Origin of the sequence: Shewanella khirikhana, from assembly GCF_003957745.1 — a bacterium.
In the GTDB taxonomy this organism is placed as follows: domain Bacteria; phylum Pseudomonadota; class Gammaproteobacteria; order Enterobacterales; family Shewanellaceae; genus Shewanella; species Shewanella khirikhana.
Genome location: NZ_CP020373.1, coordinates 980,052 through 1,003,815 on the forward strand (window position 1 = coordinate 980,052; position 23,764 = coordinate 1,003,815).

Consider the following 23,764-nt stretch of genomic DNA (forward strand, 5'->3'; position numbering starts at 1 on the left):
ATGAGTCTCAATTTCAAAGCAAAAAGGCGTTTTCATGAGATTCATCCACACCTCGGATTGGCACCTTGGCCGCACGCTGCACAATCAATCGCTGCTGGACGAGCAGGCCGGGATGTTGCAAAGCCTGCTGGAGCTTATCCGCATCCATGAGGTGGACGCCTTACTGATAGCCGGCGATATCTTTGACCGCTCAGTGCCGCCTGCGGCCGCGGTAACCCTGCTGGATGACTTTCTGGACCTGGTCACCACAAGCCTGGGAGTGGCCGTGGTTGCCATTGGCGGCAACCATGACGGTCAGGAGCGCATCGCATTCGGTGCGCGGCAGATGGCCGGGGCTGGGCTCTATATTCACGGGCCGGTGAGCGCCGAGGTAAAACCGGTTCGCATAGATGGCAAAGACGGCAGCGCCTTTTTCTATCCTATTCCTTACGCCGAGCCAGCGCTGGTCAGGCATCTGCTTGATGAAGATGTGCACACCCACGAAGAGGCCATGGCGGCGCTGCTTGGGCAGGTACAGGCCCACGACAGCCAGGGCTTGCCCAAAGTCGTGCTCAGTCACTGCTTTTTGGACGGTGGCAGCGAGTCGGATTCAGAGCGGCCGCTGTCCATCGGCGGCGCCGATCGCATCTCGCCATCGTTATTTGCACCCTTCGATTATGTCGCCCTTGGGCACCTGCATGGACCCCAATACAAGGGCGCCGAGCATGTGCGTTATTCTGGCTCGCCGCTCAAATATTCCTTCAGCGAGCAAAACCAGAAAAAATCGGTGACCTTGGTGGAGCTTAAGCCCAATCAGCCACCTGTTATCGAGCTGCTGCCGATTACGCCAAAACGCGATGTTCGGGTGATTGAAGGCCTGCTGGCTGAGCTGCTTGAGCGAGGAAAAACCGATGCCGCCCGGGAGGACTACCTGATGGTGCGGCTACTCGACACCCAGGCGATTCTGGAGCCCATGGCCAAACTCAGGGCAGTGTATCCCAATGTGCTGCATCTGGAGCGCACGGGGCTGATGCAGGCCCGTCAGGTGGATGGGCCGGGCAGGGAGCGCATTCAAAAGAGCGAACTGGCCATGTTTGAAGATTTTTTCAGTCAGGTACAGGGCGAGCAGATGACAGAGCCCCAGCGGCAACTGATGACAGAACTTATCTCGTCCCTGCACAAGGGGGATGCCCAATGAAGCCGCTGACCCTTGAGATGACCGCCTTTGGCCCCTTTGCTGACACCCAAAGGCTGGATTTTACCGCCCTTGGCGACTGGCCGCTGTTTCTGATTAATGGCCCCACTGGCGCGGGCAAGACCACTATTCTCGATGCCATTTGTTTTGCACTGTATGGCAAGACCACAGGCAATGAGCGTGAAGGTACACAGATGCGCTGCGATAGTGCCCCCGACAGCATGCTCACCGAAGTGGTGTTTGAGTTTGGTCTGGCGGATAAGCGCTATCGGGTAAGGCGAACTCCCGAGCAGCAGCGGGCCAAAAAAAGCGGCGATGGTTACACTGTGCAAAAGAGTGAAGCCTTCCTCGAGCGGCTTGAAGGCGACAGCGCCGTGCCCATGGCCTCTGCCAAGGTCACCGAGGTGACCGCCGAGATTGAAGATTTGCTCGGGCTTGAAGTTGAGCAGTTTCGTCAGGTGATGGTGCTGCCCCAGGGGCAGTTTCGAAAGCTGCTGCTGGCCGACTCCAAAGAGCGCGAGGCCATCTTCGGTCAGCTGTTTCAAACCAGCATTTATAAACGTATCGAAGACAGCCTTAAGCAGCGCGCGCTGGAGCTCAAAGCCAAAGCCCGTGAACTCGAGGCGCGACGAGCTGGCATTCTGGAAACCGCAGGCGCCGAAAGCCTGGATGCGCTGAATGCCTCCATATCAGCTCTTGCGCCCGAGCTTGCCAGTGCTGCAGACGCCAAACTCGCCGCCGAGACCAAGCTCGCCGCCGCCAAAGCCGGGCGTCAGGCGGCAGAAGCCAGGCTGCGTGAATTTACCGCCCTGAATGACACCAGGGCGCGGCTCGAGGCCGAAAACGCCAGGGCCGAGTCTATGGCCGCTCTGGGCATTCAGCTTGAGCGCGCGACACTTGCCGAGTCCCTTGCTGGTGCATGGCATGCCTGGGATGAGCGCGAAAAAGAGCGTTTAAGTGCTGAAACCGCAGCAGCGCAAGCCGTTGAAGAGGCAAAACAGGCCGAGGCGGCACTGGCACATGCCAGGGAGGCGGCATCCGCTCTGCCCGAATTGGATGCAAAACGCCAGCAGCTCAGGGCGGACGCCGAAAGACTGGCTGAGTGGCGCCCAAGAATGAGCAGACTGTCGGCGCTGAGTGAGGCAATTGCCACGCTTGGACAGGGGCTGAGTGCACTTGATGCCAATATTGCCCATGTTCGCAGCCAGCTTGGCGATACCCAGAGCCGCATGGCACAGCTTACCCAGCAGCGACGCGACCTGTCGGCGCTGGCAAGCAGCGCCGGGAGCCTTGAGGCCGCGCTGGTGCAGCAAATCCAGGCGTTTGAGCGTCAGCAGCAATTTATTGAAAAAGAGCGGCAGGCGCACAAGCTTGGTGCCGAGCTTTCACGGCTTGAGGCTGACGGCCGTCAGGCCAAGGTCAATCAGGAACAGCTGACCCGTGCCCGCGAACTGCTGGAGCTTGCCTGGCATCAGGGGCAGGCCGCGATTCTGGCGGCAAGGCTTTTACCCGGCGAGCCGTGTTCTGTGTGTGGCAGTCAGGATCACCCAAACCCAGCTCACCATGACGGTATGCTGCCGGGCGATGATGAACTTGCCGCTGCCAGAGACGCCGAGCAGCAGGCGAGGGAAGTGCTTAGCCGTGCCCGCTCAGATTACAAGGCGCAAAAACAGCGTCTCGATGCCATGGCGCAGGAACTGACTCAGGACGCCGCAGCGCTGGGTGATGCGCTGGCCACCAGTCTTGAGCAAAAGCAGCACCTCCTTGGGCAAAGCCGGGAAGCGTGCCAAAACGCCAGGGCGGCCCAGCAATCCTTACAGGCGCTGGACGCTGAACTTGAGCAGCTCGACAGCGCTCAAAAACAGTTGATGGCCAACATAGATGAGCTGCAGCGTCAGCGCGAGCAGCAATCCGGTGAACTGCAAAAGGCCAGCGGTGAGAAAGACAGCCTCAGCAGTGCTATTCCCGAGCTGTGTCAGCGCCTCGGCAGTGAGCAGGCGCTCGATGCTCATCTTGCGATGCTGTCGCAGCAAATCGATGCTATGAGCGCGCAAATAGAGGCGCTGCAAACCCGGCAAAAAGAGGCCGAAACCCGTCAAACTCAGTGTAATGAGCGCCGGGATGCGTTGAGCCGGGCCCTCAGTGAGGCTGGCAGCCGCCAGGCAGCCGCCAAAGCACGTTTTGATACCGAGCTTGCGGCCAAGGGCTTTGATGATGTGCAAAGTTTTACTCAGGCACGGATGAGCGCAGATGAGATGAGTGCTGCCAAAAACAGTATCGCCAACTGGCAGCAGCAGCTCGCGGGGCTCAAAGAGCGCCTCGCCGCTCAGCAGGAAGCCCTTGGCGATGCTCTGCCACCGGATTTGATTGAGCTTGCCGCTGCTGAAGCCAGCGCCCAGGAGGAGTTCAGTCAATCCAATCAGCGCTGGCAGTCACTCAACGACACCCAGGTAATGTACAGCCGCGCCCGGGCGCAGCTTGGCAGCGAAGCCGAGGCTGCCGCCAGGCTTGATGCCGACTATGCGCTGATTGGTACCCTGTCTGATGCCGCCAGCGGCCAGACCGGCGGGCGCATCAGTTTGCAGCGTTTTGTACTTGGGGTGCTGCTCGATGATGTGCTGATTGAGGCCAGCAATCGTCTGCATCTGATGAGCAAGGGCCGCTACCGGCTTATCCGCAAAGAAGATAAGGCCAAAGGCAACCGGGCGTCCGGACTGGATCTGGATGTGGAAGATGCCTACACAGGTAAGCTCAGACCTGTGGCAACCCTCAGTGGCGGCGAGAGCTTTATGGCGGCATTGTCGCTGGCGCTGGGGCTGTCGGATGTGGTGCAGGCCTATGCCGGAGGCATTAAGCTCGACACCCTGTTTATTGACGAAGGCTTTGGCAGCCTGGATCAGGACTCTCTGGAGCTTGCCATCAGAACCTTGGTGGACTTACAGTCAGCCGGGCGCATGATTGGAGTGATTTCCCATGTCACCGAGATGAAAGAGCAGATCCAGACCCAGGTGGATATCAGCAAGGGCAACGACGGCAGTAAAATCAGCCTCACGCTTCCCTGACCCCAGGTTGCGGCTCAGGCGCTGAAAATACCTCCAAAGCGGCAGAAATCTTCTGCCGCTTCACATTTTTCCCCGTTCAGTTTTGTTAATGTTCGCCGAAGTGAAGGGCAGGCCAGCCGCACCTTTGCCTGAAAAGGCTTGTGTCAGGCTGAGTTTTTGGTATAAAAAGAAGCAATCCCCGCAAAATAGCAGGGTTATATACCAATAAGAACGACTGGCAGTACAGGAAATTTCAGGGTTGAGTAATCAAATCTCTAATAAAAACAATTTGTTTTTGACACATATTGCCAGTTTACCCAGCTTTCATAAGCGCGTACTGCTGCTGGGTGGTTTACTGGTTGGTGCTTCCATCATGTGGCCATCGGTTCAACAACCGGTGACAGGCCGCATTCCCATTGCATTGGATATTGAGTCTTTGCTGCCTCAGGTATCCGATGCGCCGCTGCCGCTTGCGGCCCGCGAATCAGTGGCAGATTTTGATCACCTGATTGTCTCCGGCGATACCCTGAGCGGACTCTTTTCCCGCGCCGGTGTGGATCAACAGACCATGTATAAAGTGCTGGAAGCCGATATGAGCATTCTGGCGCTCGATACCCTGATGCCCAATAACCGCATCAAATTTTGGCTCGACAGCAACAATGAGCTGCAGAAACTCGAACTTTACTTCAGCCCGGCCCGTCAGGTGGTGTTCAGTCGCTTCGAAGATGGCAGCTTTAACGTGGATGAAATTGTTGTCGATGGCCTGTGGCAAAACCGCATTGCCAGCGGCGAAATCCGTGGCTCTTTCTATGTCTCGGCCCAGCGTATGGGGTTGTCTGCCGGTGAAATTGCCAAAATCGAGTCTCTGCTGAAAGAAAAAATGAATTTTTCCCGCGACTTACGTGCGGGTGACACCTTCTCGGTATTGGTAAACGATCAGTACGTGGAAGGCGTGGCTACCGGTGCCAGTCAAATCCTCGGTATTCAAATTAAAAGTGGTAAGCGCGAAATCACTGCGTTCCAGCACAGCGACGGCAACTTTTATGATGCCAAAGGCCACAATCTGGCACGTGCCTTCCAGCGGGTGCCGCTGGAGAAGTCGTTCCGCATGAGCAGTCGCTTCAATCCGGTACGTAAGCATCCGGTTACCGGCCGTGTATCTCCCCACAATGGCGCCGACTTTGCCACGCCCATTGGTACCCGAGTTGTTGCCCCCGGTGATGGCGTGGTTACCATGGTGACCGACCACAAGTTTGCCGGTAAGTACGTGGTGATTGAGCACGGCAACAAGTTCCGCACCCGTTATCTGCACCTCTCCAAAGCCTTGGTGCGTAAGGGTGACAGAGTCAGCCGCGGTCAGGTGATTGCGCTGTCCGGCAACACCGGTCGCTCCACCGGGCCACACCTGCACTATGAATTCCACGTCAATGGCCGGCCGGTCGACCCTATGAAGGTGCCGCTGCCAACATCGACCCAACTTAATTCGTCTGAACTGTCTGAGTTTATCTCTATTGTTCGAAGCCGGCAGATGTTGATGGACTTGGGCTAATCCCAAGGCAATAGAAACTAAAAAAGCGACCCCAGGGTCGCTTTTTTATTGGTGTAATTTACTTAAATCATTACTTAACTATTACCTGAGTTGGGTCGCTGCTTTTCTGCCGCGTAACCTGTGCCGCATTTGGCTGTTAGCCTTGCGTCAGCCCGCTTTACGCTTGACGAGTTTCAGTGCGCACTGGCACAGGCCGCCACGTTTGGCCGCGCAGCCGCCGCAGGGTTTGCGTTTCAGTGGTGTCAGTGCAAAGGCCATACTGCCTATGGCCGGGCGCAGGGTTCTTACGGCAGGCAGGCTGTCGTCGTTGGCACTGTTTGGGAGTGATTTAAGCTGCTTGGCCGCCAGTTGTTTCAGTGTGCGGCGGGTGGCCTTTTTCTCGGCCTTGTTCTGCGGGGAGGGCTGCTTTGGCAGCGCACTGTGCAGCCTGCCGGCAAGCTCACTGACTTTGGCTTTCTGCGCCTTGTCCTTAATATCACGCTTTTTCAGCCCCAAAGATTTGCGGGCTGCCTTGCGGCACATTTTTTCCAGGCATTTGTCGGCTTTGGCCATGGGACTCCTGCTGTGGCTTTGACTGCCATAACATGGTGACTATGTCTGGCATTCTAAATGAAAATCGTTATCAGTCAACTGTCCTGACCACTATTTGCAATGCAGTAGCGGAAGGGGAGTAAGCCCGCTGCTACTGCGCCGAGAGACATCAGCGCAAAGACATCAGAACGCAAAGGCATAAGGCTGAATGTACAACAGAGTGCGAAGGCAACAGGGCCTGAAGAGCTGAATGGGTGAATCCGTGAAGAGAGGGCTGCGGGATCAGCCCGGGAAGGGCGACTGACCGGCGTCGATGGCTGTCAGCAGCAAACGCAAATCAAATTCCAGCTGGTGATAATCGCCGTCCATATGGCAGCACAGCTGATAAAAGGCTTTGTTGTGGTCGCGCTCTTTCAGGTGTGCCAGCTCATGGATGACCACCATCCGCAGCAAGGGCTCGGGGACGGTCTTGAGTCTGGAGCTGATGCGGATTTCCCGTTTGGCCTTAAGCTTACTGCCCTGAACCCGGGAGATGCTGGTGTGCAAGCCAAGGGCCTGCTGTTTTAAGCTGATTTTGTCGTCGAAACAGACTTTGGCGAGGGGATCGGCGCGCTTGAGGAAGCGATTTTTCAGCGCCTGGGTGTACTCGAACAGGGCTTTGTCGGTGCGAATACTGTGGTCGGCACGGTAGCGCCGTGCCAACAGTTCGCCAAGCTTACCCGCGTCGAGCAAGGCGGCCACCTGGGCACGCACCTGCTCGGGATAGTGGGCCAGATATTGGCTCACAGCTTGCCGTAGATTTTACCGTTGAGTAAGGCATAGGCCGCTTCGAAAGCGGGTTGCTGGAAACGCTTGAGTCCCAGCACTTCGAAGTCCACCTGAGGCGGGTTGCGCTTGCACTGCTCACGGATGGCTGTCGGCTTCATCAGTTTCACCGGCAGGCCGCACAGCTGAATGGCGGTCTCCAGTTTAAAGCTGATGGCGCTGCCTGCTGCCTTGCCTTTGTGCTCACGCTCAATCAGGGCAATGGCCTCGATTTTGTAGTCTTCCATCAGCTTGCTGAACGCGAAATGGAACTCAGTCATGGCTTCCTGTTCGCTGGCATTGGAAATGGTGAAGGTGTGCTTACGGCACTCAGGCACGTTGAAGGCTTCCCGGTCGTAACTTACCAGGCTGATGATGGCTTCTGCGCCTTTAAGCTCTACGCCACATACTCTCATTTTTGAACCCTTATTCTCTAAAATCTTTACTGGTTAATCGCGCTGATTTGGCGCTTATTCCGCATCGTCTTCCGGCGCCTCGCTGACGGGCGCTTCGGGTTTGGGCTTTTTGCGGATCATAGGCGCATCGCCTACATCCACGCCCGTGATAAAGCGACGATCCCGTGCCTTGGCGGGGCCTTTGGGCTTGGCACTGTCGCTGTGTTTTTTCATCGGTTTGTCACCGGCATCGGCCTTCTTGGGGCGAACACGCTTGGGTTTAAGGCCGGTGAAGCTGGCCTCAAGGCCGGGCAGGGTGCTGAATTCAAAGGTTTTGCGAAGCAGCAGCTGCACCTTGAGGAAGTTGTCCCAGTCTTTCGGGCCAACCAGCGATACTGCACTGCCTTTGTTACCGGCGCGGCCTGTGCGGCCAATGCGGTGCACGTATTCTTCGGCAAATTTGGGCATGTCGAAGTTAACCACCAAAGATACAGTGCCAATGTCCAGTCCGCGGGAGGCCACATCTGTGGTCACCAGAATGCGGCAGTGGCCACGGCTGAAGCCGTCCATGATCTGGTTGCGCTGGCTTTGGCGCAGCTCACCGGACAGGGCCGCTGTGTTGTGGCCTTTTTCGGCCAGCAAGCTGGCCAGACGCTCAGTGTCCTGACGGGTGGCGGTAAAAATCATCACTTGGCGGAAATCGTCCTGCTCAAGCAGCTTTTCAAGCAGCGCCTGCTTGTGGTCCAGGTGATCGGCCAGCAGAATTTTCTGGTCAATATCAGCATGGCCCTGATGCACCGCATCAATGGCAACGTGCTCTGGGTTTTCCAACAGCTCACCCGCCAGTTCCTGCACTTCGCCGTGATCCAGAGTGGCCGAGAACATCAGGGTCTGGCGGCGACGGTGGTCGGCAGCTGCATTGATGGCTTTAAGCTGAGGCGCAAAACCCAGGTCAAGCATACGGTCGGCTTCATCCAGAACCAACAGTTCCAGACCATTCAGGTACAGGTGCTTTTGCGACAGGTGATCGGCAATACGCCCTGGCGTGGCCACAATAAAGTGAGGATCCCGAGCCAGCGCCTTGGCCTGGTCATTGAAGTTCTCACCGCCGAGCACACTGATGGCTCGGTATTGGGTGTTGGCAACCAGAAGACGCAGCTGGGCGTAAACCTGCTGGGCCAGTTCTCGGGTTGGCAGCAAAATCAATACCCTGGGGTCACGCTTCGACAGGGACTTGGTGGAAATCACCCGTTGCAGCGCCGGCAGCAAAAATGCCAGCGTCTTTCCCGACCCCGTCTTGGATGAGGCCATCAAATCACGGCCGCTCATGGCAACCGGAATGGCCTGACTCTGGATGGGAGTAGGCGTCTCAATGCCCATGTGTTTCAGGCTTTGTAAGAGGCGCTTATCGAGGGAAAAATCAGAAAATTGCAATGGATGGTCTCCGGAAAAATTCAAGCGGGGAATTATAGCGCCAACGGGGCTTTGGCGCCATGGCAACCTGATGACACTCTCTAAAGCAAGGCAACAGGCGGCATTTGGGGTTGTTTGGTGCGGCCTGCCTAGCGTGATGGGGTGTCGATATCCGTGATATTCGTCAAAAAAGTGACGCAAGCACTTTATCCAGTGATGCTTTTGACTTATGTTTGAACAACCATAAATAAAAAACGACCCGAGACACTCGCTGCGGATGTCTTTGGAGCAATAAATGGATTTTTGGATTGCGCTTGCGATAGTCATTTTCGGCTGGATGATCCCGGTGTTACACATTGGTCTGTCCGATGTGATGCCCGCCCGTAAAAAGGGCTGGTGGATTTTGGCCGTTACCTTCTCGTCCTGGTTTGGCTGGCTCGGTTACCTGGTCAAAGCCCGGAGTTCTTAAGTTCAAGCGCTGGCACCCGCCGGCGCTTGTCGTTTATAGTCGTTGCCCACCGTTACTTTTCTTATGGATGGAGAAATGTCCATGACCCAAACCCGCATTGGAATCGCCCTTGGCAGCGGCGCCGCCAAAGGCTGGGCCCATATTGGCGTGCTCAAAGCGCTGAATGAACTCGGCGTTAAACCCGACCGGGTGGCGGGCTGTTCTATCGGGGCGCTGGTTGGCGCCGCGTATGTCAACGGTCATCTGGATGCGCTTGAGACCTGGGTACGCAGTTTTTCCAGCTGGGATGTGCTGGGGCTGATGGATTTGAGTTGGCGCCGCGGCGGGCTTATTCGCGGCGAGAAGGTATTCGATGTAATGCAAAGCCACATGGGGGTGATGGACATCGAAACCATGGCCATGCCCTTTATTGCGGTGGCGACTGATCTCTACAGCGGCCAGGAGATCTGGTTTCGTGAGGGCGATTTGCGCCATGCGGTGCGCGCGTCCTGCTCTATGCCGGGGATTTTACCGCCCGTGCGTCAGGGCCATCGCTGGTTGGTGGATGGCGCTGTGGTCAATCCGGTGCCGGTATCTGCCTGTCGCGCGTTGGATGTGGATGTGGTGATTGCGGTGGATTTGGATGGTCAGCGTCGCAGCCGCATTCAGGCGTTGCCGGTTGACCTTCGCAGCGAGGCGATTTCGCCCCAGGAGGAAACCCAGGCGCTGGCCGAGCAAGAGGGCGGTTTTATGGATTTGCTGGCGCGGGGGCGGGATTATGTCGCCAGTTTGTCGGATAAGTTTTCCCTCGGCAGTCGTGACGACCCCGGGATGCTGGCGGTGATGAGCCAGTCGATGGAAATTGTCCAGCAGCGCCACAAGCGGGCACGACTGATGGGCGATCCGCCCGATGTCTGTTTGGTGCCCAAGGTAGCAGACATTGGCACCATGGAGTTTCACCGCGCCGCCGAGGCCATCGATGCCGGATATGCTGCCGTGATGGCTCAGGCTCATTTGATTGAGGCAAGCCTTGGGCAATAGCGCCTGACTCCTTACTGCCAAAGCCGGTTTTTGAACCGGCTTTTTGCTTTTTTGAGGGTGGCTTGCGGGTATTTTTTGCTGCTGCGTGCCTGCTGTTTTGCCGTGGGTCAAGGGGCAGATTTTTAAAAGGCTACCTGCCACAGATTTTCAAAAAGGGGAGATTTATCTTTTTCCCAAACATGATCCATATCAAGGTATCGCTCTGGTATTTGTCGCCTAATACACTACATTTTGTATCTGGATAAAAAATAAGCTCAACATATAGTGTTGGCTTCGACAAAGAGGATCTAGCGATGCCAGTGGTGATCAAGCGGGATGGGTGCCGTGCTGCGTTCGATGAAACCAGACTCAGGGATGCGGTAATTGCGGCGCAGGGTGCTGCCGGTGTTATCGATAACGACTATGCTGCCACCGTGGCTGCCATTGTGGCGGCGCAGGTTGCCGGTAAAGACGAAGTCGCCATCCACGAACTGCAGGATGCGGTGGAAAACTGCCTGATGGAAGGCCCCAACAAGGAAGTGGCCCGTCACTATATTGAGTATCGTCACGACCGCGATGTGTGCCGCGAAGCAAGCAGCCGTCTGAATCTGGAAATTCGCTCGCTGGTGGAGCAAACCAACGCCGCGCTGCTCCATGAAAATGCCAACAAAGACTCCAAGGTGATCCCAACCCAGCGGGATCTGCTTGCGGGCATTGTGGCGCGCCATTACGCCAAGCGCCATATTCTGCCCAAAGAAGTGGTGGCCGCCCATGAGGCCGGTGAAATCCATTACCACGACCTCGACTACTCGCCTTTCTTCCCCATGTTCAACTGCATGCTGATTGATTTGGGCGGCATGTTGACCAAGGGCTTTAAGATGGGCAATGCCGAGATTGAAACGCCCAAGTCTATCTCCACGGCCACCGCAGTAACGGCACAAATCATCGCCCAGGTGGCGAGCCACATTTATGGCGGCACAACCATTAATCGTATCGACGAGGTGCTGTCGCCCTATGTGGCCAAAAGCTATGACAAGCATTATCAAACCGCGCTGCATTGGGGGATTACCGATGCGGTGGCGTACGCCCGCGCCCTGACCGAGAAAGAGTGTCACGATGCGTTCCAGTCACTGGAATATGAGGTGAACACCCTGCATACCGCCAACGGTCAGACACCTTTTGTGACCTTTGGTTTTGGGCTTGGCACCAGTTGGGAGTCGCGGCTTATTCAGCAGTCCATCCTTAAGGTGCGGATGGCCGGTCTTGGCAAGAACCGCAAAACGGCGGTGTTCCCCAAGCTGGTGTTTGCTATCCGTGACGGCATCAACCACAAACAGGGCGATTGCAACTACGATATCAAGCGGATGGCGATTAAATGCGCCTCCGAGCGCATGTATCCGGATATCCTCAATTATGAGCAGGTGGTCAGAGTAACCGGCTCCTTCAAGACGCCCATGGGCTGTAGAAGCTTTTTGGGTGTGCATGAAAAGGACGGCGAACTGGAGCACGAAGGGCGCAACAACCTCGGTGTGGTCAGCCTTAACCTGCCGCGTATTGCCATTGAAGCCCAGGGGGATGAGCAGCGTTTTTACGCCTTGCTGGAGCAACGTTTGCAGATTGCCCGCCAGGCACTGGACAGCCGTATCGAGCGCCTCAGAGGCGTAAAAGCCCGGGTCGCGCCCATCCTTTATATGGAAGGCGCCTGCGGTGTGCGCCTGCGTCCTGACGATGATATCGAGCCCATCTTTAAAAATGGCCGCGCGTCCATTTCTCTGGGTTACATCGGCTTGCATGAAACCGTCAATGCCCTCTATGGCACCGAGGAGCATGTGTACGACTCGCAGCAGCTCAGACAAAAAGCCCTCGCCATTGTGGCGCGTCTTAAGCAAGCCACCGAGCAGTGGAAGCAGGAAACAGGTTATGGCTTCAGCCTTTACAGCACTCCGAGCGAGAGTCTGTGCAGCCGCTTTGCCAAGCTGGATACCAAGGCCTTTGGGGTAATTGCCGGGGTGACCGATAAGGGCTATTACACCAACAGCTTCCACCTGGATGTGGAAAAGAAGGTGTCGCCTTTTGACAAAATCGACTTCGAGGCGCCGTACCCTGAACTCGCCAGCGGTGGCTTTATCTGTTACGGCGAATATCCCAACATGCAGCACAACCTCGAGGCGCTGGAGGATGTGTGGGACTACAGTTACAGCCGCGTGCCTTACTATGGCACCAACACCCCTATCGATGAGTGCTACGACTGCGGCTTTACCGGCGAATTTGACTGCACCAGCAAAGGCTTTGTCTGTCCTTCCTGCGGCAACCACGAACCCAGCCGGGTGTCGGTGACCCGCCGGGTGTGTGGCTACCTTGGCAGCCCGGATGCACGTCCGTTCAACCACGGCAAGCAGGAAGAAGTAAAGCGCCGGGTCAAGCATCTCTGAAGGCGGAAATCAGGTGAACTACCATCAGTACTTTCCGCTGGATGTGGTCAACGGGCCGGGCACCAGGGCGACCCTGTTTGTGTCCGGCTGCGAGCATCGATGCCGTGGCTGCTATAACCAGTCCACCTGGGATGAAAAAAGTGGCCACCCCTTTGATGCGGCCATGAAGGCGCGGATTATCAGCGATCTCAATGACAGCCGCATTCGCCGCCGAGGGCTTAGTCTCTCCGGTGGCGATCCGCTGCTGCCCGCCAATATTGAGGCGCTGCGCAGCTTGGTCATCGAGGTGCGCGAGCAGTGCCCCGGTAAAGACATCTGGCTGTGGACCGGTTATCGCCTCGAAGACTTTTCCGCGGCCCAGGCCAGCTTGGCGGCGCTGGTGGATGTGATAGTGGATGGCCGCTTTGAGAAGGCGCTGTTTGACCCCAAGTTGCGGTTTCGCGGCAGCAGTAATCAGCGGATTTTGGCCCGAACGCCAGGTGGATTTGTCCCCTGGCAGAGCTAAGACGCAGCGGATTTATCTCAATATCGGCTTAGTTCTGTCGGTTGACGCTACTCGCTGGTATACTCCAGCCAATTGAGCAGCCATTCCTCCAATGGATAGCCGGGTAAAGTCCCAGTTGTTCACTTGGGTATTCCTGCGAGCGGTAAAAGCGCTTAGAATAGGCCCCCCGGTGAGGCTTCTCGCCAAAGATGTTGAGTTGTCAGGGAAAGTTCTGGTCTCACGGATTGAGCGTTGTCGTTAGGATAAATTCATGTCGATAAAGTATGTCGCCACCTCCAAGTTGCCTACGCCCTGGGGCGTTTTTGCCATGCACGGTTTTGAAGATACCCAAACCGGTAAAGAGCATGTGGCGCTGACCTTTGGCGAACTCAGTGGTGACGAGCCTGTGCTGGGCCGGATCCATTCCGAGTGTTTAACCGGTGACGCCCTGTTCAGCCTTCGTTGTGACTGTGGTTTCCAGCTGCAAACGGCACTGCAGCGCATTGCCGAAACCGGCCGTGGTTTTATTCTGTACCTGCGCCAGGAAGGCCGCGGCATTGGTCTGCTGAATAAGATCCGTGCCTATGAGCTGCAGGACAAGGGCGCCAATACAGTAGAAGCCAATGAAAAGCTGGGCTTTGCCGCCGATATGCGCAAATACGATATGATTGCCCCCATGCTGGAACATCTTGGCGTGTCGCGGGTACGGCTGATGACCAACAACCCCCGCAAGGTGAAAGCCATGCAGGATGTGGGTATGGATGTAGTAGAGCGGGTGCCGCTGCAGGTGGGTAAAAACCGCTACAACGAAGCCTATCTGAAAACCAAATCCGACCAACTGGGGCATATGATGTCCGAAGTGCATTTCAGCGCTGATCACCAGGACTGACCCGGACGCCGTTCTCTGGTTTTCCGTGGGAAAACCTTTTATAGTCGGTGCATTCAACTGTGGATGTACCGACTGTCTTGAAGTCTTTTTGCGCCTTTCTTTTTTTATTTTTCAGCGCCTTGGCAGTAGCCGACGATGCGGCTGAAATCCAGCATTTTGCCTTTGCCAATTATCTTGGCAGTGGTATCTACAGCAGCACCGGCGACAGTGCCGCCGTCGCCAATATTCCTCTGTCTTTTACCATCGAAGAAACCGCCGACAGCGAACTGTTGCTGCGTATGCCGCTCTCGCTTGGCTTTTTCAATTATCAGTGGGATGACTTGCCGGAAGGGGATTTGCCCGACAATGTTGGCACCCTGACTTTAACTCCCGGCATCGAATACCACTGGCAAGCCAGCGAAAAGCTGGCCATGGAAGCCTATCTCGACATCGGCTTTGGCCATAATTTTGCTGACAGTACAAATGTGGGCATTCTGTCGGCAGGCGTGTCTGCCCTGTATCAGTTTGGCAGTGAAGCCTATCGGCCCCTTTGGATCAGCCGCTTTTACAGCGCCGGTTATCGCAGCATGGCGGGGGATGCGTCTGAGCGTTACTCGGCGCTGACCACAGGCGTGGATAGCGGCTTGGGGCTTGGTTTTTCGGCAATGGATGTGTGGATGGAGCCACGACTTTTTGGCGCCCTGCACTGGGTGTTTGGCCGCGGTGAACTGGCCGATGAGCTGGTGGGCGCGCTGATGGACGACAGCACCTTCGAACTTGGACTGAGCCTGGCGTTTGATAAGCCCGTTGGTATAGCGCCTGTGACCGTTGAGCGGGTAGGGCTCAGTTACAGCCTGCTGGGAAGTGAAGGTGTGTGGCGCTTATTCTTCAGTCAGCCGCTTTAGCCGCTTCCCTTTACCTGCGACGTACAAACACCAAAAAAGCGCCCAATGGGCGCTTTTTCGTTGAAGGGGTAAGCGTCCGGCGCTCAGTCCTCAGTCCTCAGTTCTCTGTCATCAGTCCTTTGACGCCTTGCCCCACACATTGGCATTGACGGGAGCCGCGGCTGTGGCGGCATCATCCTCAGTTTTCTTTTTTAAACTCAAGGTGTTTTGCGAGGGCTTCTTCGGCTTTGGCGCGGCCTTCGCGCCAGGGGTGGGTGGCTTCTTGGGGTTGTCTATTCTGACTGCTGCCCTGGTCGGTTTTGCTGCTTTAGCTGCGCTTTTGGCATGTACAGTGCCAGGAGCTTTTGCTGCTTTGTCGGCCGCTTTGCGGGCTTCTCTGGCCTTGGCTTTACTGACTTCACGGCAAAGGTACAGCGATTCGACTTTAGCGCGGGCCCAGGGGGTGCGGCGCAAAAAGGTCAGGCTGGATTTGACCGAGGGATCATTGGCAAAGCAGCGAATACGAATTTCATCGGCAAGGCGTGGCCATCCAAGCTCTTTCACCAGGGTTTCCAGCATCACCTGAAGGGTGACACCGTGGAGGGGATTATTGGGCTGTGAAGACGTGGGTGAAGACATGGATTGGGGCGAGCCTTGGGCTGAGGTTGATTCGAGCAGCTATTGTACCTTGGCCGCATCAATAAACACAAAGGTCGGCGCGGGGCCGACCTTTGTTTTTCAGTGCGTGAGCGCTTAGGGGTTAAGCTTCTTCAGCCAGCTCCACCGCCTTGCCTTTGGTTTTGATGATAAGCAGAGTCGCCACCACGAAGGCCGTTACCACGCCCACCACGGTCGACAGGGTCATTGGCAAGCCAGCGCCCAGAGTAGAAGAGTTCAGCAGGAAGCTCACTACCACTGTGGTCATAAACATGGCGGGGATGGTGCAAATCCAGTGCAGTTTGTTGTGGCGCAGCAGGTAGGCTGATGCGGTCCACAGCATAAGCACCGCAGTTGCCTGGTTGGCGACACCGAAGTAGCGCCAAATCACGCCGAAGTCGACCTGAGTCAGGATGCCGCCGATGATAAACAGCGGAATGGCCAGCATCAGGCGCTTGGGCAGCGCGGTTTGCGGCAGATTGAAGAACTCAGCCAGGATAAGACGCGCAGAGCGGAATGCAGTATCGCCTGAGGTGATAGGCAGAATAATCACACCCAGCACGGCCATAAAGCCACCCACAGCGCCAAGCAGGCCGGTTGAGGCTTCATACACCACGTTGGCAGGGTTACCAGCCATGCCGGTTGCCAGACCTTCTACACCGCCGAAGAACGACAGGGCGATGGCACACCAGATAAGGGCGATAATACCTTCACCAATCATGGCGCCGTAGAACACAAAACGGCCGTTTGACTCGTTTTCCATGCAGCGGGCCATCAGCGGTGACTGAGTGGCGTGGAAGCCGGAGATGGCACCACAGGCGATGGTGATGAACAGCGCAGGCCACAGCGGCATGTCGTTGGGGTTCAGGTTGGTCAGGAAGTCACTGGCGGTCACTCCGGGCAGCAGGCTGTGTTCGGACGATACAATCAGTGCAATGGTCAGACCCACAGACATAAACAGCAGCAGGGCGCCGAAGAAGGGGTAGAGACGACCGATAATTTTGTCGACCGGAACGATAGTGGCAATCAGGTAGTAAACGAAGATGATGCCCACAAACAGGGTGACACTGAGGCCTGTGAGTTTACCCAGCAGTCCGGCAGGGGCCGAAATAAACACCACGCCCACAAGCAGCAGCAATATGGTGGCGAACACGTTCATAAAGTGTTTGGCGCTCTTGCCAAGGTACTTACCGGCGAGGTTGGGAACCGACTGACCGCCGTTGCGTACCGACAACATGCCCGAGAAGTAATCGTGCACAGCACCGGCAAAAATACAGCCCACCACAATCCACAGCATGGCGGCAGGGCCATACAGGGCGCCGAGGATGGGGCCGAAAATCGGGCCGACACCGGCAATGTTCAGCAGTTGAATAAGATACACCTTGCCCTTTGACATGGGCACATAGTCCACGCCATCGGTTTGAGTGAAGGCCGGCGTTTGCCGGGTGGCATTGATCCCAAACACCTTCTCAACGAAGGTGCCGTAGATGAAGTAGCCGGCCAGCAGCAAGCCGACACAAAGCAGGAACCAGGTCATTTTGTTTGTCTCCCCTTTTTTGAGTACTTACATTCTAAGGGGCGCAAAATCAGCTGGGTGACCCATTTGGGTGAGTGGTCGAATGGCAGGGTTAAGCGGTTGTTATCAGCCGCGAGCGGTTTCGCCCGGCGGCTGTCTGTGAGCGGTGCTGATGAATTGGCTGATTATTAGAAGCCAAAATGCTGTTTAAGCTCTTTCAGATAGCGGCGGGACACGGGTACCCTGGCGCCACTGCGGGTGATGACTTCGCCGCCGCCATCCTGAAGCTCAATCTCGGCAATGGCCGAGGGTGCTATCAGATACTGGCGGTGGCAAAAAATCAGCGGCGTTTTTTCTTCCAGTGTTTTCAACGTCATGTGGGTGTGCACCATGCCGCTTGCTGTGGCCACATGAATGCCGCCCACATCGCTGAAAATATACTCCACCTCCACCACAGGTACCACCCGTAACCTATTGCCACTGTAGCAGGGCAGGTGCGGCAGCGTGGCCGGGGAGATAAGCGCCAAATCTTTTGGCGTCAGGTCTTTTCGTACCCGCTCGAGGGTTTTATTGAGCCTGGCCTCATCGATGGGTTTGAGCAGATAGTCGAAGGCGTGGTGCTCAAACGCCTTGATGGCGTATTCATCGAAGGCGGTAACAAACACCACCCTTGGCATCTCATCCTTATCGAGCATGGCAATCAATTCCATGCCGCTGATTTTAGGCATTTGAATATCCAGAAAAATCAGCTCAGGCTTGTGGCTGTTGATGGCCTGCATAGCTTCGATGGCGTTGCTGGCAAAGCCGCGGATATCGATATCACCCTGAGCGCTGAGCAGCTCGGCAAGCTCGTCTCTGGCAAAGGGCTCATCATCAATAATAATGCAGGAAATCAATCTGTTGCTCCTGTGTGTGTTGCTGGGCTTAGCTCATCCTGAGTAATTGGCAGCCGAATGCTGACCCGGGTGAACACATCGGCTTCGCAGTTGACCTCAATGCCATATTGGACGCCAAACTGGTTCTGGATCCGCTTGTGAACCAGGTTCATGCCAAGGCCTTCGCTGTTGTCGCTGGGGCGATAGAGCCCGGCGTTGTCGGTGACATCCAATATTAATAAATCGCCACGTTCGCTGCCATGGACCTCGATTCGTCCGGGCGACAGCAGCTGAGAGGTGCCGTGCTTGACCGCATTTTCGATAATCGGCTGCAGGGTAAAGGCGGGCAGTCGATGGTGCATCAGGCTGTCGGGGATCTTGATTTCAACCGTTAGCCGGTCGATAAAGCGTGCCTTTTCAATGCCAAGATACGCATCAATATGTTCAAGCTCGTCGGCCAGGGTGACCATTTCGGGGCTGCGCTTGAGATTTATCCGTAAAAACTGCGACAGCTTTTGCAAAAGCCCACGGGCCATATCCGGATCACGGCGAATAATGGCGCCAATGGTGTTGAGCGCATTAAACAGGAAATGCGGATTCACCTGGGCCTGCAGCAGTTTAAGCTCGGTTTGAGTCAGCAGGTTTTTTTGTGCCTCGACCCGGCCATACAGGATCTGATTCGACAGCAACCGGGCAATGCCTTCGCCCAGGGTACGGTTGATGTTCAAAAACAGTTTGTTCTTCGGCTCGTACAGCTTAATGGTGCCGATAACTTCGGTGTCGCTTCGTAGTGGGATCACCAGACTCGAGCCCAATCGGCACTGGGGAGAAATAGAGCAGGCATAGGGGGTTTCGACGCCATCGGCAAACATTACTTTGTTTTCCCTAATCGCTTCCAGGGTGATTTGGGAGGCGATGGGGGTGCCGGGCAGGTGGTGGTCGGCGCCAATTCCGATAAAGGCCAGCAGCTTATCTCTGTCGGTAATGGCCACGGCGCCAACGTGGGTTTCCTCAATTACGATGCGGGCTACCTCGGCGCTGGTGCGCTCGTTAAAGCCCTGGGACAGGAGTCCCACACTGCGCTCGGCAATTTTGAGCGCCTTGGTAGAAAAGGCGGATGACAACTTATCGAACATCGCCTTTTGGTCTTTAAGCATGCTCATAAACAGCGCCGCACCCATGGAATTCACCAGCAGCATCGGTGGCGCAATTTGTTGCACCAGCGCCCAGGCATCGTCGAAGGGTTTGGCAACCAGCAGGATAATAAGCATCTGCATGATTTCGGCGTAAAAGGTCACAAAGCCCGCCACCAGAGGATGATATATCAGCTCGGATTTACCTGCCCTGCGCAAGGTCAGGCTGATAAGGCCTGCCGACAGACCTTCAAGGGTTGTGGACAGGGCACAGGCCACGTCGGTAAAGCCGCCCATGCTGTATCTGTGCAGCCCTCCGGTGAGTCCCACCAGAAAGCCGGTAACCGGGCCGCCAAGCAGGCCGCCCAGCACAGCGCCCATGGCCCGGGTATTGGCAATGGCGCCGTGGGTCTGCTCGCCGAAGTATGTGGCCATAACGCAAAAGGCGGAAAAAATCACATAGATGATGATTTTATGGGGCAGCCGCGGTGCGTTTTCGGTCAGCACCTTGAACAGTGGGGTCTTACTGACGAGATACACTATCACCAGATACAGACACATCTGTTGGGTCAACAGCAGGATGAGCGGCATAGAATGCACTCCGGTAGCGGCCAATATTACGGATATTTGCGCTGGCGCAGGGAAAGGCAACGCCGCTGACGATAAGATGCCTGCAAATTGCCTATTTGGCGTTGTGCAGCCAGCGGAGAAACCTATGACCCAGTCCGTCCACGGCCATGAAGTTATGGCCCTGATGTTAGCCCACGGTAAACCTTTGACTCAAGAAGCACTTATCACACTGATTATGGATACCTTCGGTGGCGATGCCCGTTTTCATACCTGTAGCGCAGAAGGTATGACCGCGGCCGAACTGGTGGGTTTCTTAAAGCAGAAGGGAAAGTTTATTGAATCTTCTGAAGGATTTGCTACCGAATCGAGCCGTATTTGCAATCACTGATAGCCGTGAAAGAAGCGGGTTACGACCGATAAGCAGCGTGAGTATTAAACGTCACCTGCCAACACCACAGGCGTGGCCTGTGCTAGTTAAGTGGCTAGCCTGATTTAACGTGAGCTTGATTGAACGCGAGCTTGGTTGAATACGAGCTTGATTGACTGAGTGTAAGCAGGAGATAAAAGCACTGCACGTGCCGCAGAGATTGGTGCGCAGCCCCCGCAGCAAATGGCGAGGGCTGATGGGGCGTTCGAATGGTTAGTTGTCGTCTTCGCCGCGCAGCAAGATATGATGCTGCTCGCCTGAACTTTTATCGTGGAACTCTTTGATGAGAATGCGCAGCAGCTTGGATTTGGCGATGCCGGTTTGCTTGGCCAGATCGTCAAGCTGTTCAATGGACTTGGTAGTCAGGCTGAAGGTCGCGTGGCGATAAACCTTGGTGGTGGACTTATCGAGGCCAAGCTTTATTCGCAGGTTACGCCCTTCTTCATCAATGATGGTGGGGCGACCCAAGGCATAATTGTTGGCATCTTCGATAAAGTCTTCCACTGAGATCTTGTCGCGATCCAGCTTCGGCTTTTTCCGTTTAAGATCAGTTAAGCTCATAAGAATTTTCTGGCGGTATGGCGAGGAGTTCATCCGCAATCGCGCGGATTTCTTCGGCGGCCTTGCCATCGGGTTCAATTTCGATGACCGAGGAGCCTTTTTCTTCGCTGTCATCGTAAATGTTACGGCTGAAGGTAACAGAGTCGAGCACCCTCAAGCCGAACGAGGCGACCACTTCTTTGGCTTCCAGAATACGTTTACCCTGAGTAGGCAGCGACGGACACTGGGTCAGCACGACAGTGGCGACCATCTTGGGATTGACCATTTTACAGGTGCTGAGCATGTCTTCCATGTGCGGCAAGGTCTTGAGATCCCGCCGTTTGGGACGAAGCGGTACCACCACATAGGTGGCTACCGACATGGCGGCGCGCATGGCGAGGTTATCCTGACCACCGCAGTCCACAATCACGTAGTCGAAGCGTTCATTGAGGCTCAGCAGGTCGTTACGGATTTTGCCGTATAACTGAATACAGTTGATTTGCGGCAGGCTGGGATCGTTATTACGGGCCTGGATCCAGTCAGAGGTGGTTCGCTGAGGGTCACAGTCGACCATCAGCACATTGGCATCAAACTTTTGGGTAATGTGAACTGCGATATTCTGGGCAAGGCAACTCTTGCCACTGCCACCTTTTTCCCCACCGACCAGCAAAATCATAATTTGTGCTCCGTTTTAGCCAATCTTTACCCACCAGTATAGAACAGCATGCCAGAAGCGATAGAAAAGCGTCGCTTAAATCAACTGCATAGCTATGTGGTAGCTTTGCGCCTTACACTCAGTGCAACGGCAAACCTGCCCCTGAATCGTGTTCTCTTTTTCGGTGCCGGGATTAAAGGTCACTTCAACCAGTTCCCCCAGGGCAAAGGGTTGTCGGTATTCGAGCAAAATGCCCCGGCGGGACAAATCGACACAAATGCCATCATCTGTGCGTTCCAAACCGTCTTTTTCAGTCCAACGGAGCACAATGCGCTCGGCTTCCATGTCTACCCTGAGCGATCTGCGTTTTTCTTCGTAGTCTTTTGGATTGTCATCCATTGCGGCCTTCTCCTCTGGCGCGTAACAAGCGCTTAAAAATCAGCATAATTGCTTTTTCTTGAGAATACCAATGCTGGTGAAAAACGGAATAAAAAAAAGCCGGCATAAGCCGGCTAAAGGGAAGGATTGGGTTCAGTTATCGTACTCCTGATTCTTGGGGTAGGGCATTTTCAGCTGGCCCCAGCGAATAACGATAACGGTGCCGGCAAGCACCACAGTAGAAAGGGAAATGGCAAGGATGCGCCAGTCATCCATGCTCTTCATGTCCAAAATCAGATAGCGGGCCAGCGCCACAATGGCGATATACAGCGGCATACGGACAGGCAACTTGCCCGATTCGGCGTAGTTGGCAACCATTGCCAGCACTTCGAGGTAGATAAACAGCAGCAGCAAATCGGCCAGCTGCACCTTACCCATATTGACGATGTGGGCGATTTCCTGGCCAATGGCAGCCACAGTGGCGACGGCGATAATCACCAGCACCAGATTTTCAGTCAGTTTCAGCAGCTTCGAGCCATATTGGCGATACAGGTTCATCCCGGTCTCCCTATAACACTTATAAGGAAGATGGTACCAATGTTTGGCTAAAACACCTGATAAACCTGCGTGATAGCCGTCACAAAGGTTGAAATTGCCTGAAACTGACCTGTTTTGCAGGATGAGATTGTTCGTTAGCCGGGACGACCGTCAGCTCTTGGCGTCAGCAGCATAGGGCCATAAAACAGGATAAAGATCCCGAAGGCCATAACCCAGGTCAGCGCCGACAGGGCAATAAAACTCAGATAATAGGCACTGAAAAGCCCTGCCAGCACTCGCATCACCACCGCAAACAGCATTATTCCGAAGCCAAATACCATTGGCTTGGGCGGCGTCAGGGTGCGGCCTGTATGACCAAGAGATACCCGCGCCATCATCGCCAGGATCATCCCGCCCATACCGCCAGCGGTCATGGCGTGAAAGCCTGCTGAAAATGGCTGTCCCAGGGCAATCAGCGCCAGGCCAATGGGGATAAACACGTAGCTTAAATGCAGTGACCACAGCAGTGGCACCTGAAAACTTTGCAACCATCCCCAGCGGTGCCAGCGCAGGAAGATAATCACCGATGCGATCCCAGCCATAGGGCGGATCATCTCTTCAACGGAAAATACAATGGCAATCAGCAATGCCAGCAGGGACGCGAAGGTGCCTGCGTCGAGATACCATAGATTAGGTTTGCGCTGATAATCACTGGCGCGCTCGGTAAAGAAGGGAATAACCCGGCCTCCCAGCAGCGCCACAATCAGAATAATTGCCAGTGCGCCGCCGTGCAGTGCCTTTTGGGCCAGCACCGCATTACCATCAAGCAACGCAAAATAGGAAAGGGCGTTACAGCTGGCAAGGAGCAGCAATATCGGCACAAAAATCAGATTTCGCCACTGCTTAACTTTCACCACACTGCTGCCGAGTGCCAGGGCGGTGGCAGGCAGGAACGCCAGGTCGAGGGTCATAACCAGTGTAAAGGGCACCGCTGAGAAGGGCAGCAGCAACCTTGGCGCGAGCCACAGCAATACCAGTGCCAGCAGCGGATAGCCCCTGAGGCCGGGCACGCCGGTCCAGTTTTGTACTGCTGTCAGCAAAAAACCGGCGATGATGGCCACCACAAAACCAAACAGCATCTCGTGGCCATGCCACCATAGCGCGCCGCCATGGGGCGTGAAGTGAAATGCGCCGGACAGTGCCAGCACCCAGAGGGAAATCCCGGCCAGACTGACCAGTGAGCCGAGCAGAAAGAAGGGGCGAAAGCCCAGACGCAGCGGCGCCGGGGTAGCCTGGGTTTTGCGTGGATCGTCGATATTCAGCATGTGGCGCACCTAAACCTGAGTAAATTTGTTGGTTATTATAAGGTGCTAAAAATATGCATGTAAATTGATGTAGCGCACAAAAACAAAAACCGCCGTGAGGCGGTTCTT

The 23,764-nt window shown here is 55.5% G+C and carries 23 protein-coding genes; 10 read left to right on the top strand and 13 right to left on the bottom strand.

The features are described from left to right. Nucleotides 1–34: 34 nt before the first annotated feature. From STH12_RS04150 to STH12_RS04160, 3 genes are all read left to right on the top strand, one after another. Nucleotides 35–1,177, top strand: a complete 1,143-nt coding sequence (locus STH12_RS04150) for an exonuclease SbcCD subunit D (protein ID WP_126166388.1) — start codon at nucleotides 35–37, stop codon at nucleotides 1,175–1,177. Continuing rightward, nucleotides 1,174–4,236 (top strand): AAA family ATPase, encoded by a 3,063-nt coding sequence (locus tag STH12_RS04155; RefSeq protein ID WP_126166389.1) that lies wholly within the window; start codon nucleotides 1,174–1,176, stop codon nucleotides 4,234–4,236. Before STH12_RS04150 ends, STH12_RS04155 begins: the two co-directional genes overlap by 4 nt. Nucleotides 4,237–4,504: 268 nt before the next feature. Next, nucleotides 4,505–5,764 (top strand): peptidoglycan DD-metalloendopeptidase family protein, encoded by a 1,260-nt coding sequence (locus tag STH12_RS04160; RefSeq protein ID WP_126166390.1) that lies wholly within the window; start codon nucleotides 4,505–4,507, stop codon nucleotides 5,762–5,764. Nucleotides 5,765–5,911: 147 nt separating this feature from the next. Here the strand turns inward: STH12_RS04160 and STH12_RS04165 are convergent, their stop codons facing one another. From STH12_RS04165 to STH12_RS04180, 4 genes are all read right to left on the bottom strand, one after another. After that, complete coding sequence (locus STH12_RS04165) at nucleotides 5,912–6,316, bottom strand: hypothetical protein (RefSeq protein ID WP_126166391.1); 405 nt, start codon at nucleotides 6,314–6,316, stop codon at nucleotides 5,912–5,914. Nucleotides 6,317–6,577: 261 nt separating this feature from the next. Then, the gene (locus STH12_RS04170; protein ID WP_126166392.1) at nucleotides 6,578–7,081 is read right to left on the bottom strand and encodes a M48 family metallopeptidase; all 504 of its coding nucleotides are present in this window, start codon (nucleotides 7,079–7,081) and stop codon (nucleotides 6,578–6,580) included. Continuing rightward, entirely contained in the window at nucleotides 7,078–7,515 is a 438-nt protein-coding gene (locus STH12_RS04175) for a DUF3010 family protein (RefSeq protein ID WP_126166393.1), read from the bottom strand. Before STH12_RS04175 ends, STH12_RS04170 begins: the two co-directional genes overlap by 4 nt. 54 nt (nucleotides 7,516–7,569) lie before the next feature. Next, nucleotides 7,570–8,928 (bottom strand): DEAD/DEAH box helicase, encoded by a 1,359-nt coding sequence (locus tag STH12_RS04180; RefSeq protein ID WP_126166394.1) that lies wholly within the window; start codon nucleotides 8,926–8,928, stop codon nucleotides 7,570–7,572. Nucleotides 8,929–9,202: 274 nt separating this feature from the next. Here STH12_RS04180 and STH12_RS21415 point away from each other — a divergent pair, with 274 nt between their 5' ends. The 6 genes from STH12_RS21415 to STH12_RS04205 all read left to right on the top strand — a co-directional run bounded on the left by STH12_RS21415 (nucleotide 9,203) and on the right by STH12_RS04205 (nucleotide 15,064). Further along, the gene (locus STH12_RS21415; protein WP_164551141.1) at nucleotides 9,203–9,376 is read left to right on the top strand and encodes a hypothetical protein; all 174 of its coding nucleotides are present in this window, start codon (nucleotides 9,203–9,205) and stop codon (nucleotides 9,374–9,376) included. A gap of 81 nt (nucleotides 9,377–9,457) precedes the next feature. Next, complete coding sequence (gene rssA, locus STH12_RS04185; RefSeq protein WP_126169412.1) at nucleotides 9,458–10,396, top strand: patatin-like phospholipase RssA; 939 nt, start codon at nucleotides 9,458–9,460, stop codon at nucleotides 10,394–10,396. A 293-nt stretch (nucleotides 10,397–10,689) separates the two neighbouring features. Continuing rightward, the gene (nrdD, locus tag STH12_RS04190; RefSeq protein ID WP_126166395.1) at nucleotides 10,690–12,807 is read left to right on the top strand and encodes an anaerobic ribonucleoside-triphosphate reductase; all 2,118 of its coding nucleotides are present in this window, start codon (nucleotides 10,690–10,692) and stop codon (nucleotides 12,805–12,807) included. A gap of 13 nt (nucleotides 12,808–12,820) precedes the next feature. Continuing rightward, entirely contained in the window at nucleotides 12,821–13,312 is a 492-nt protein-coding gene (nrdG, locus tag STH12_RS04195; RefSeq protein ID WP_126166396.1) for an anaerobic ribonucleoside-triphosphate reductase-activating protein, read from the top strand. Between the two features lie 250 nt (nucleotides 13,313–13,562). Then, nucleotides 13,563–14,180, top strand: a complete 618-nt coding sequence (ribA, locus tag STH12_RS04200; RefSeq protein WP_126166397.1) for a GTP cyclohydrolase II — start codon at nucleotides 13,563–13,565, stop codon at nucleotides 14,178–14,180. Nucleotides 14,181–14,299: 119 nt separating this feature from the next. Beyond that, a complete protein-coding gene (locus tag STH12_RS04205) occupies nucleotides 14,300–15,064 on the top strand; it encodes a hypothetical protein (protein ID WP_126166398.1) in 765 nt (254 codons plus the stop codon). Nucleotides 15,065–15,175: 111 nt separating this feature from the next. Here the strand turns inward: STH12_RS04205 and STH12_RS04210 are convergent, their stop codons facing one another. The 4 genes from STH12_RS04210 to STH12_RS04225 all read right to left on the bottom strand — a co-directional run bounded on the left by STH12_RS04210 (nucleotide 15,176) and on the right by STH12_RS04225 (nucleotide 19,815). Continuing rightward, on the bottom strand, nucleotides 15,176–15,682 hold the full coding sequence (locus tag STH12_RS04210) for a VF530 family protein (RefSeq protein WP_126166399.1): 507 nt from the start codon (nucleotides 15,680–15,682) through the stop codon (nucleotides 15,176–15,178). A gap of 121 nt (nucleotides 15,683–15,803) precedes the next feature. Continuing rightward, nucleotides 15,804–17,237: a carbon starvation CstA family protein gene (locus tag STH12_RS04215; protein WP_126166400.1), complete on the bottom strand. Its 1,434-nt coding sequence runs from the start codon at nucleotides 17,235–17,237 to the stop codon at nucleotides 15,804–15,806. A gap of 167 nt (nucleotides 17,238–17,404) precedes the next feature. Beyond that, nucleotides 17,405–18,112 carry a two-component system response regulator BtsR gene (gene btsR, locus STH12_RS04220; RefSeq protein WP_126166401.1) on the bottom strand — a complete coding sequence of 236 codons (708 nt, stop codon included), beginning with the start codon at nucleotides 18,110–18,112 and terminating at the stop codon, nucleotides 17,405–17,407. Then, on the bottom strand, nucleotides 18,109–19,815 hold the full coding sequence (locus STH12_RS04225; protein WP_126166402.1) for a sensor histidine kinase: 1,707 nt from the start codon (nucleotides 19,813–19,815) through the stop codon (nucleotides 18,109–18,111). Before STH12_RS04225 ends, btsR begins: the two co-directional genes overlap by 4 nt. Nucleotides 19,816–19,939: 124 nt before the next feature. Here STH12_RS04225 and STH12_RS04230 point away from each other — a divergent pair, with 124 nt between their 5' ends. Continuing rightward, nucleotides 19,940–20,182, top strand: a complete 243-nt coding sequence (locus tag STH12_RS04230; RefSeq protein WP_126166403.1) for a YecH family metal-binding protein — start codon at nucleotides 19,940–19,942, stop codon at nucleotides 20,180–20,182. 252 nt (nucleotides 20,183–20,434) lie between these two features. On the opposite strand, the gene STH12_RS04235 is transcribed toward STH12_RS04230, so the two are convergent. From STH12_RS04235 to STH12_RS04255, 5 genes are all read right to left on the bottom strand, one after another. Next, a complete protein-coding gene (locus STH12_RS04235; RefSeq protein ID WP_126166404.1) occupies nucleotides 20,435–20,782 on the bottom strand; it encodes a ribbon-helix-helix domain-containing protein in 348 nt (115 codons plus the stop codon). After that, nucleotides 20,769–21,437: an AAA family ATPase gene (locus tag STH12_RS04240; protein ID WP_126166405.1), complete on the bottom strand. Its 669-nt coding sequence runs from the start codon at nucleotides 21,435–21,437 to the stop codon at nucleotides 20,769–20,771. The genes STH12_RS04235 and STH12_RS04240 overlap by 14 nt, the downstream gene beginning before the upstream one ends. Before the next feature lie 75 nt (nucleotides 21,438–21,512). Then, entirely contained in the window at nucleotides 21,513–21,815 is a 303-nt protein-coding gene (locus STH12_RS04245; RefSeq protein WP_126166406.1) for a PilZ domain-containing protein, read from the bottom strand. Nucleotides 21,816–21,947: 132 nt separating this feature from the next. Next, a complete protein-coding gene (locus STH12_RS04250) occupies nucleotides 21,948–22,352 on the bottom strand; it encodes a phosphate-starvation-inducible protein PsiE (RefSeq protein WP_126166407.1) in 405 nt (134 codons plus the stop codon). 134 nt (nucleotides 22,353–22,486) lie between these two features. After that, complete coding sequence (locus STH12_RS04255; protein WP_126166408.1) at nucleotides 22,487–23,656, bottom strand: NnrS family protein; 1,170 nt, start codon at nucleotides 23,654–23,656, stop codon at nucleotides 22,487–22,489. Nucleotides 23,657–23,764 lie beyond the last annotated feature (108 nt).

Excerpts from the sequence above, each read along its gene's own strand:
- nrdD (WP_126166395.1), top strand. The coding sequence starts at position 10,690 with ATGCCAGTGGTGATCAAGCGGGATGGGTGCCGTGCTGCGTTCGATGAA.
- STH12_RS04245 (WP_126166406.1), bottom strand. The coding sequence starts at position 21,815 with ATGGATGACAATCCAAAAGACTACGAAGAAAAACGCAGATCGCTCAGG.
- STH12_RS04225 (WP_126166402.1), bottom strand. The coding sequence starts at position 19,815 with ATGCCGCTCATCCTGCTGTTGACCCAACAGATGTGTCTGTATCTGGTG.
- STH12_RS04255 (WP_126166408.1), bottom strand. The coding sequence starts at position 23,656 with ATGCTGAATATCGACGATCCACGCAAAACCCAGGCTACCCCGGCGCCG.
- ribA (WP_126166397.1), top strand. The coding sequence starts at position 13,563 with ATGTCGATAAAGTATGTCGCCACCTCCAAGTTGCCTACGCCCTGGGGC.
- STH12_RS04155 (WP_126166389.1), top strand. The coding sequence starts at position 1,174 with ATGAAGCCGCTGACCCTTGAGATGACCGCCTTTGGCCCCTTTGCTGAC.
- STH12_RS04210 (WP_126166399.1), bottom strand. The coding sequence starts at position 15,682 with ATGTCTTCACCCACGTCTTCACAGCCCAATAATCCCCTCCACGGTGTC.
- STH12_RS21415 (WP_164551141.1), top strand. The coding sequence starts at position 9,203 with ATGGATTTTTGGATTGCGCTTGCGATAGTCATTTTCGGCTGGATGATC.
- STH12_RS04235 (WP_126166404.1), bottom strand. The coding sequence starts at position 20,782 with ATGAGCTTAACTGATCTTAAACGGAAAAAGCCGAAGCTGGATCGCGAC.
- STH12_RS04250 (WP_126166407.1), bottom strand. The coding sequence starts at position 22,352 with ATGAACCTGTATCGCCAATATGGCTCGAAGCTGCTGAAACTGACTGAA.
- STH12_RS04175 (WP_126166393.1), bottom strand. The coding sequence starts at position 7,515 with ATGAGAGTATGTGGCGTAGAGCTTAAAGGCGCAGAAGCCATCATCAGC.
- STH12_RS04240 (WP_126166405.1), bottom strand. The coding sequence starts at position 21,437 with ATGATTTTGCTGGTCGGTGGGGAAAAAGGTGGCAGTGGCAAGAGTTGC.
- rssA (WP_126169412.1), top strand. The coding sequence starts at position 9,458 with ATGACCCAAACCCGCATTGGAATCGCCCTTGGCAGCGGCGCCGCCAAA.
- STH12_RS04230 (WP_126166403.1), top strand. The coding sequence starts at position 19,940 with ATGACCCAGTCCGTCCACGGCCATGAAGTTATGGCCCTGATGTTAGCC.
- STH12_RS04165 (WP_126166391.1), bottom strand. The coding sequence starts at position 6,316 with ATGGCCAAAGCCGACAAATGCCTGGAAAAAATGTGCCGCAAGGCAGCC.
- STH12_RS04215 (WP_126166400.1), bottom strand. The coding sequence starts at position 17,237 with ATGACCTGGTTCCTGCTTTGTGTCGGCTTGCTGCTGGCCGGCTACTTC.
- STH12_RS04150 (WP_126166388.1), top strand. The coding sequence starts at position 35 with ATGAGATTCATCCACACCTCGGATTGGCACCTTGGCCGCACGCTGCAC.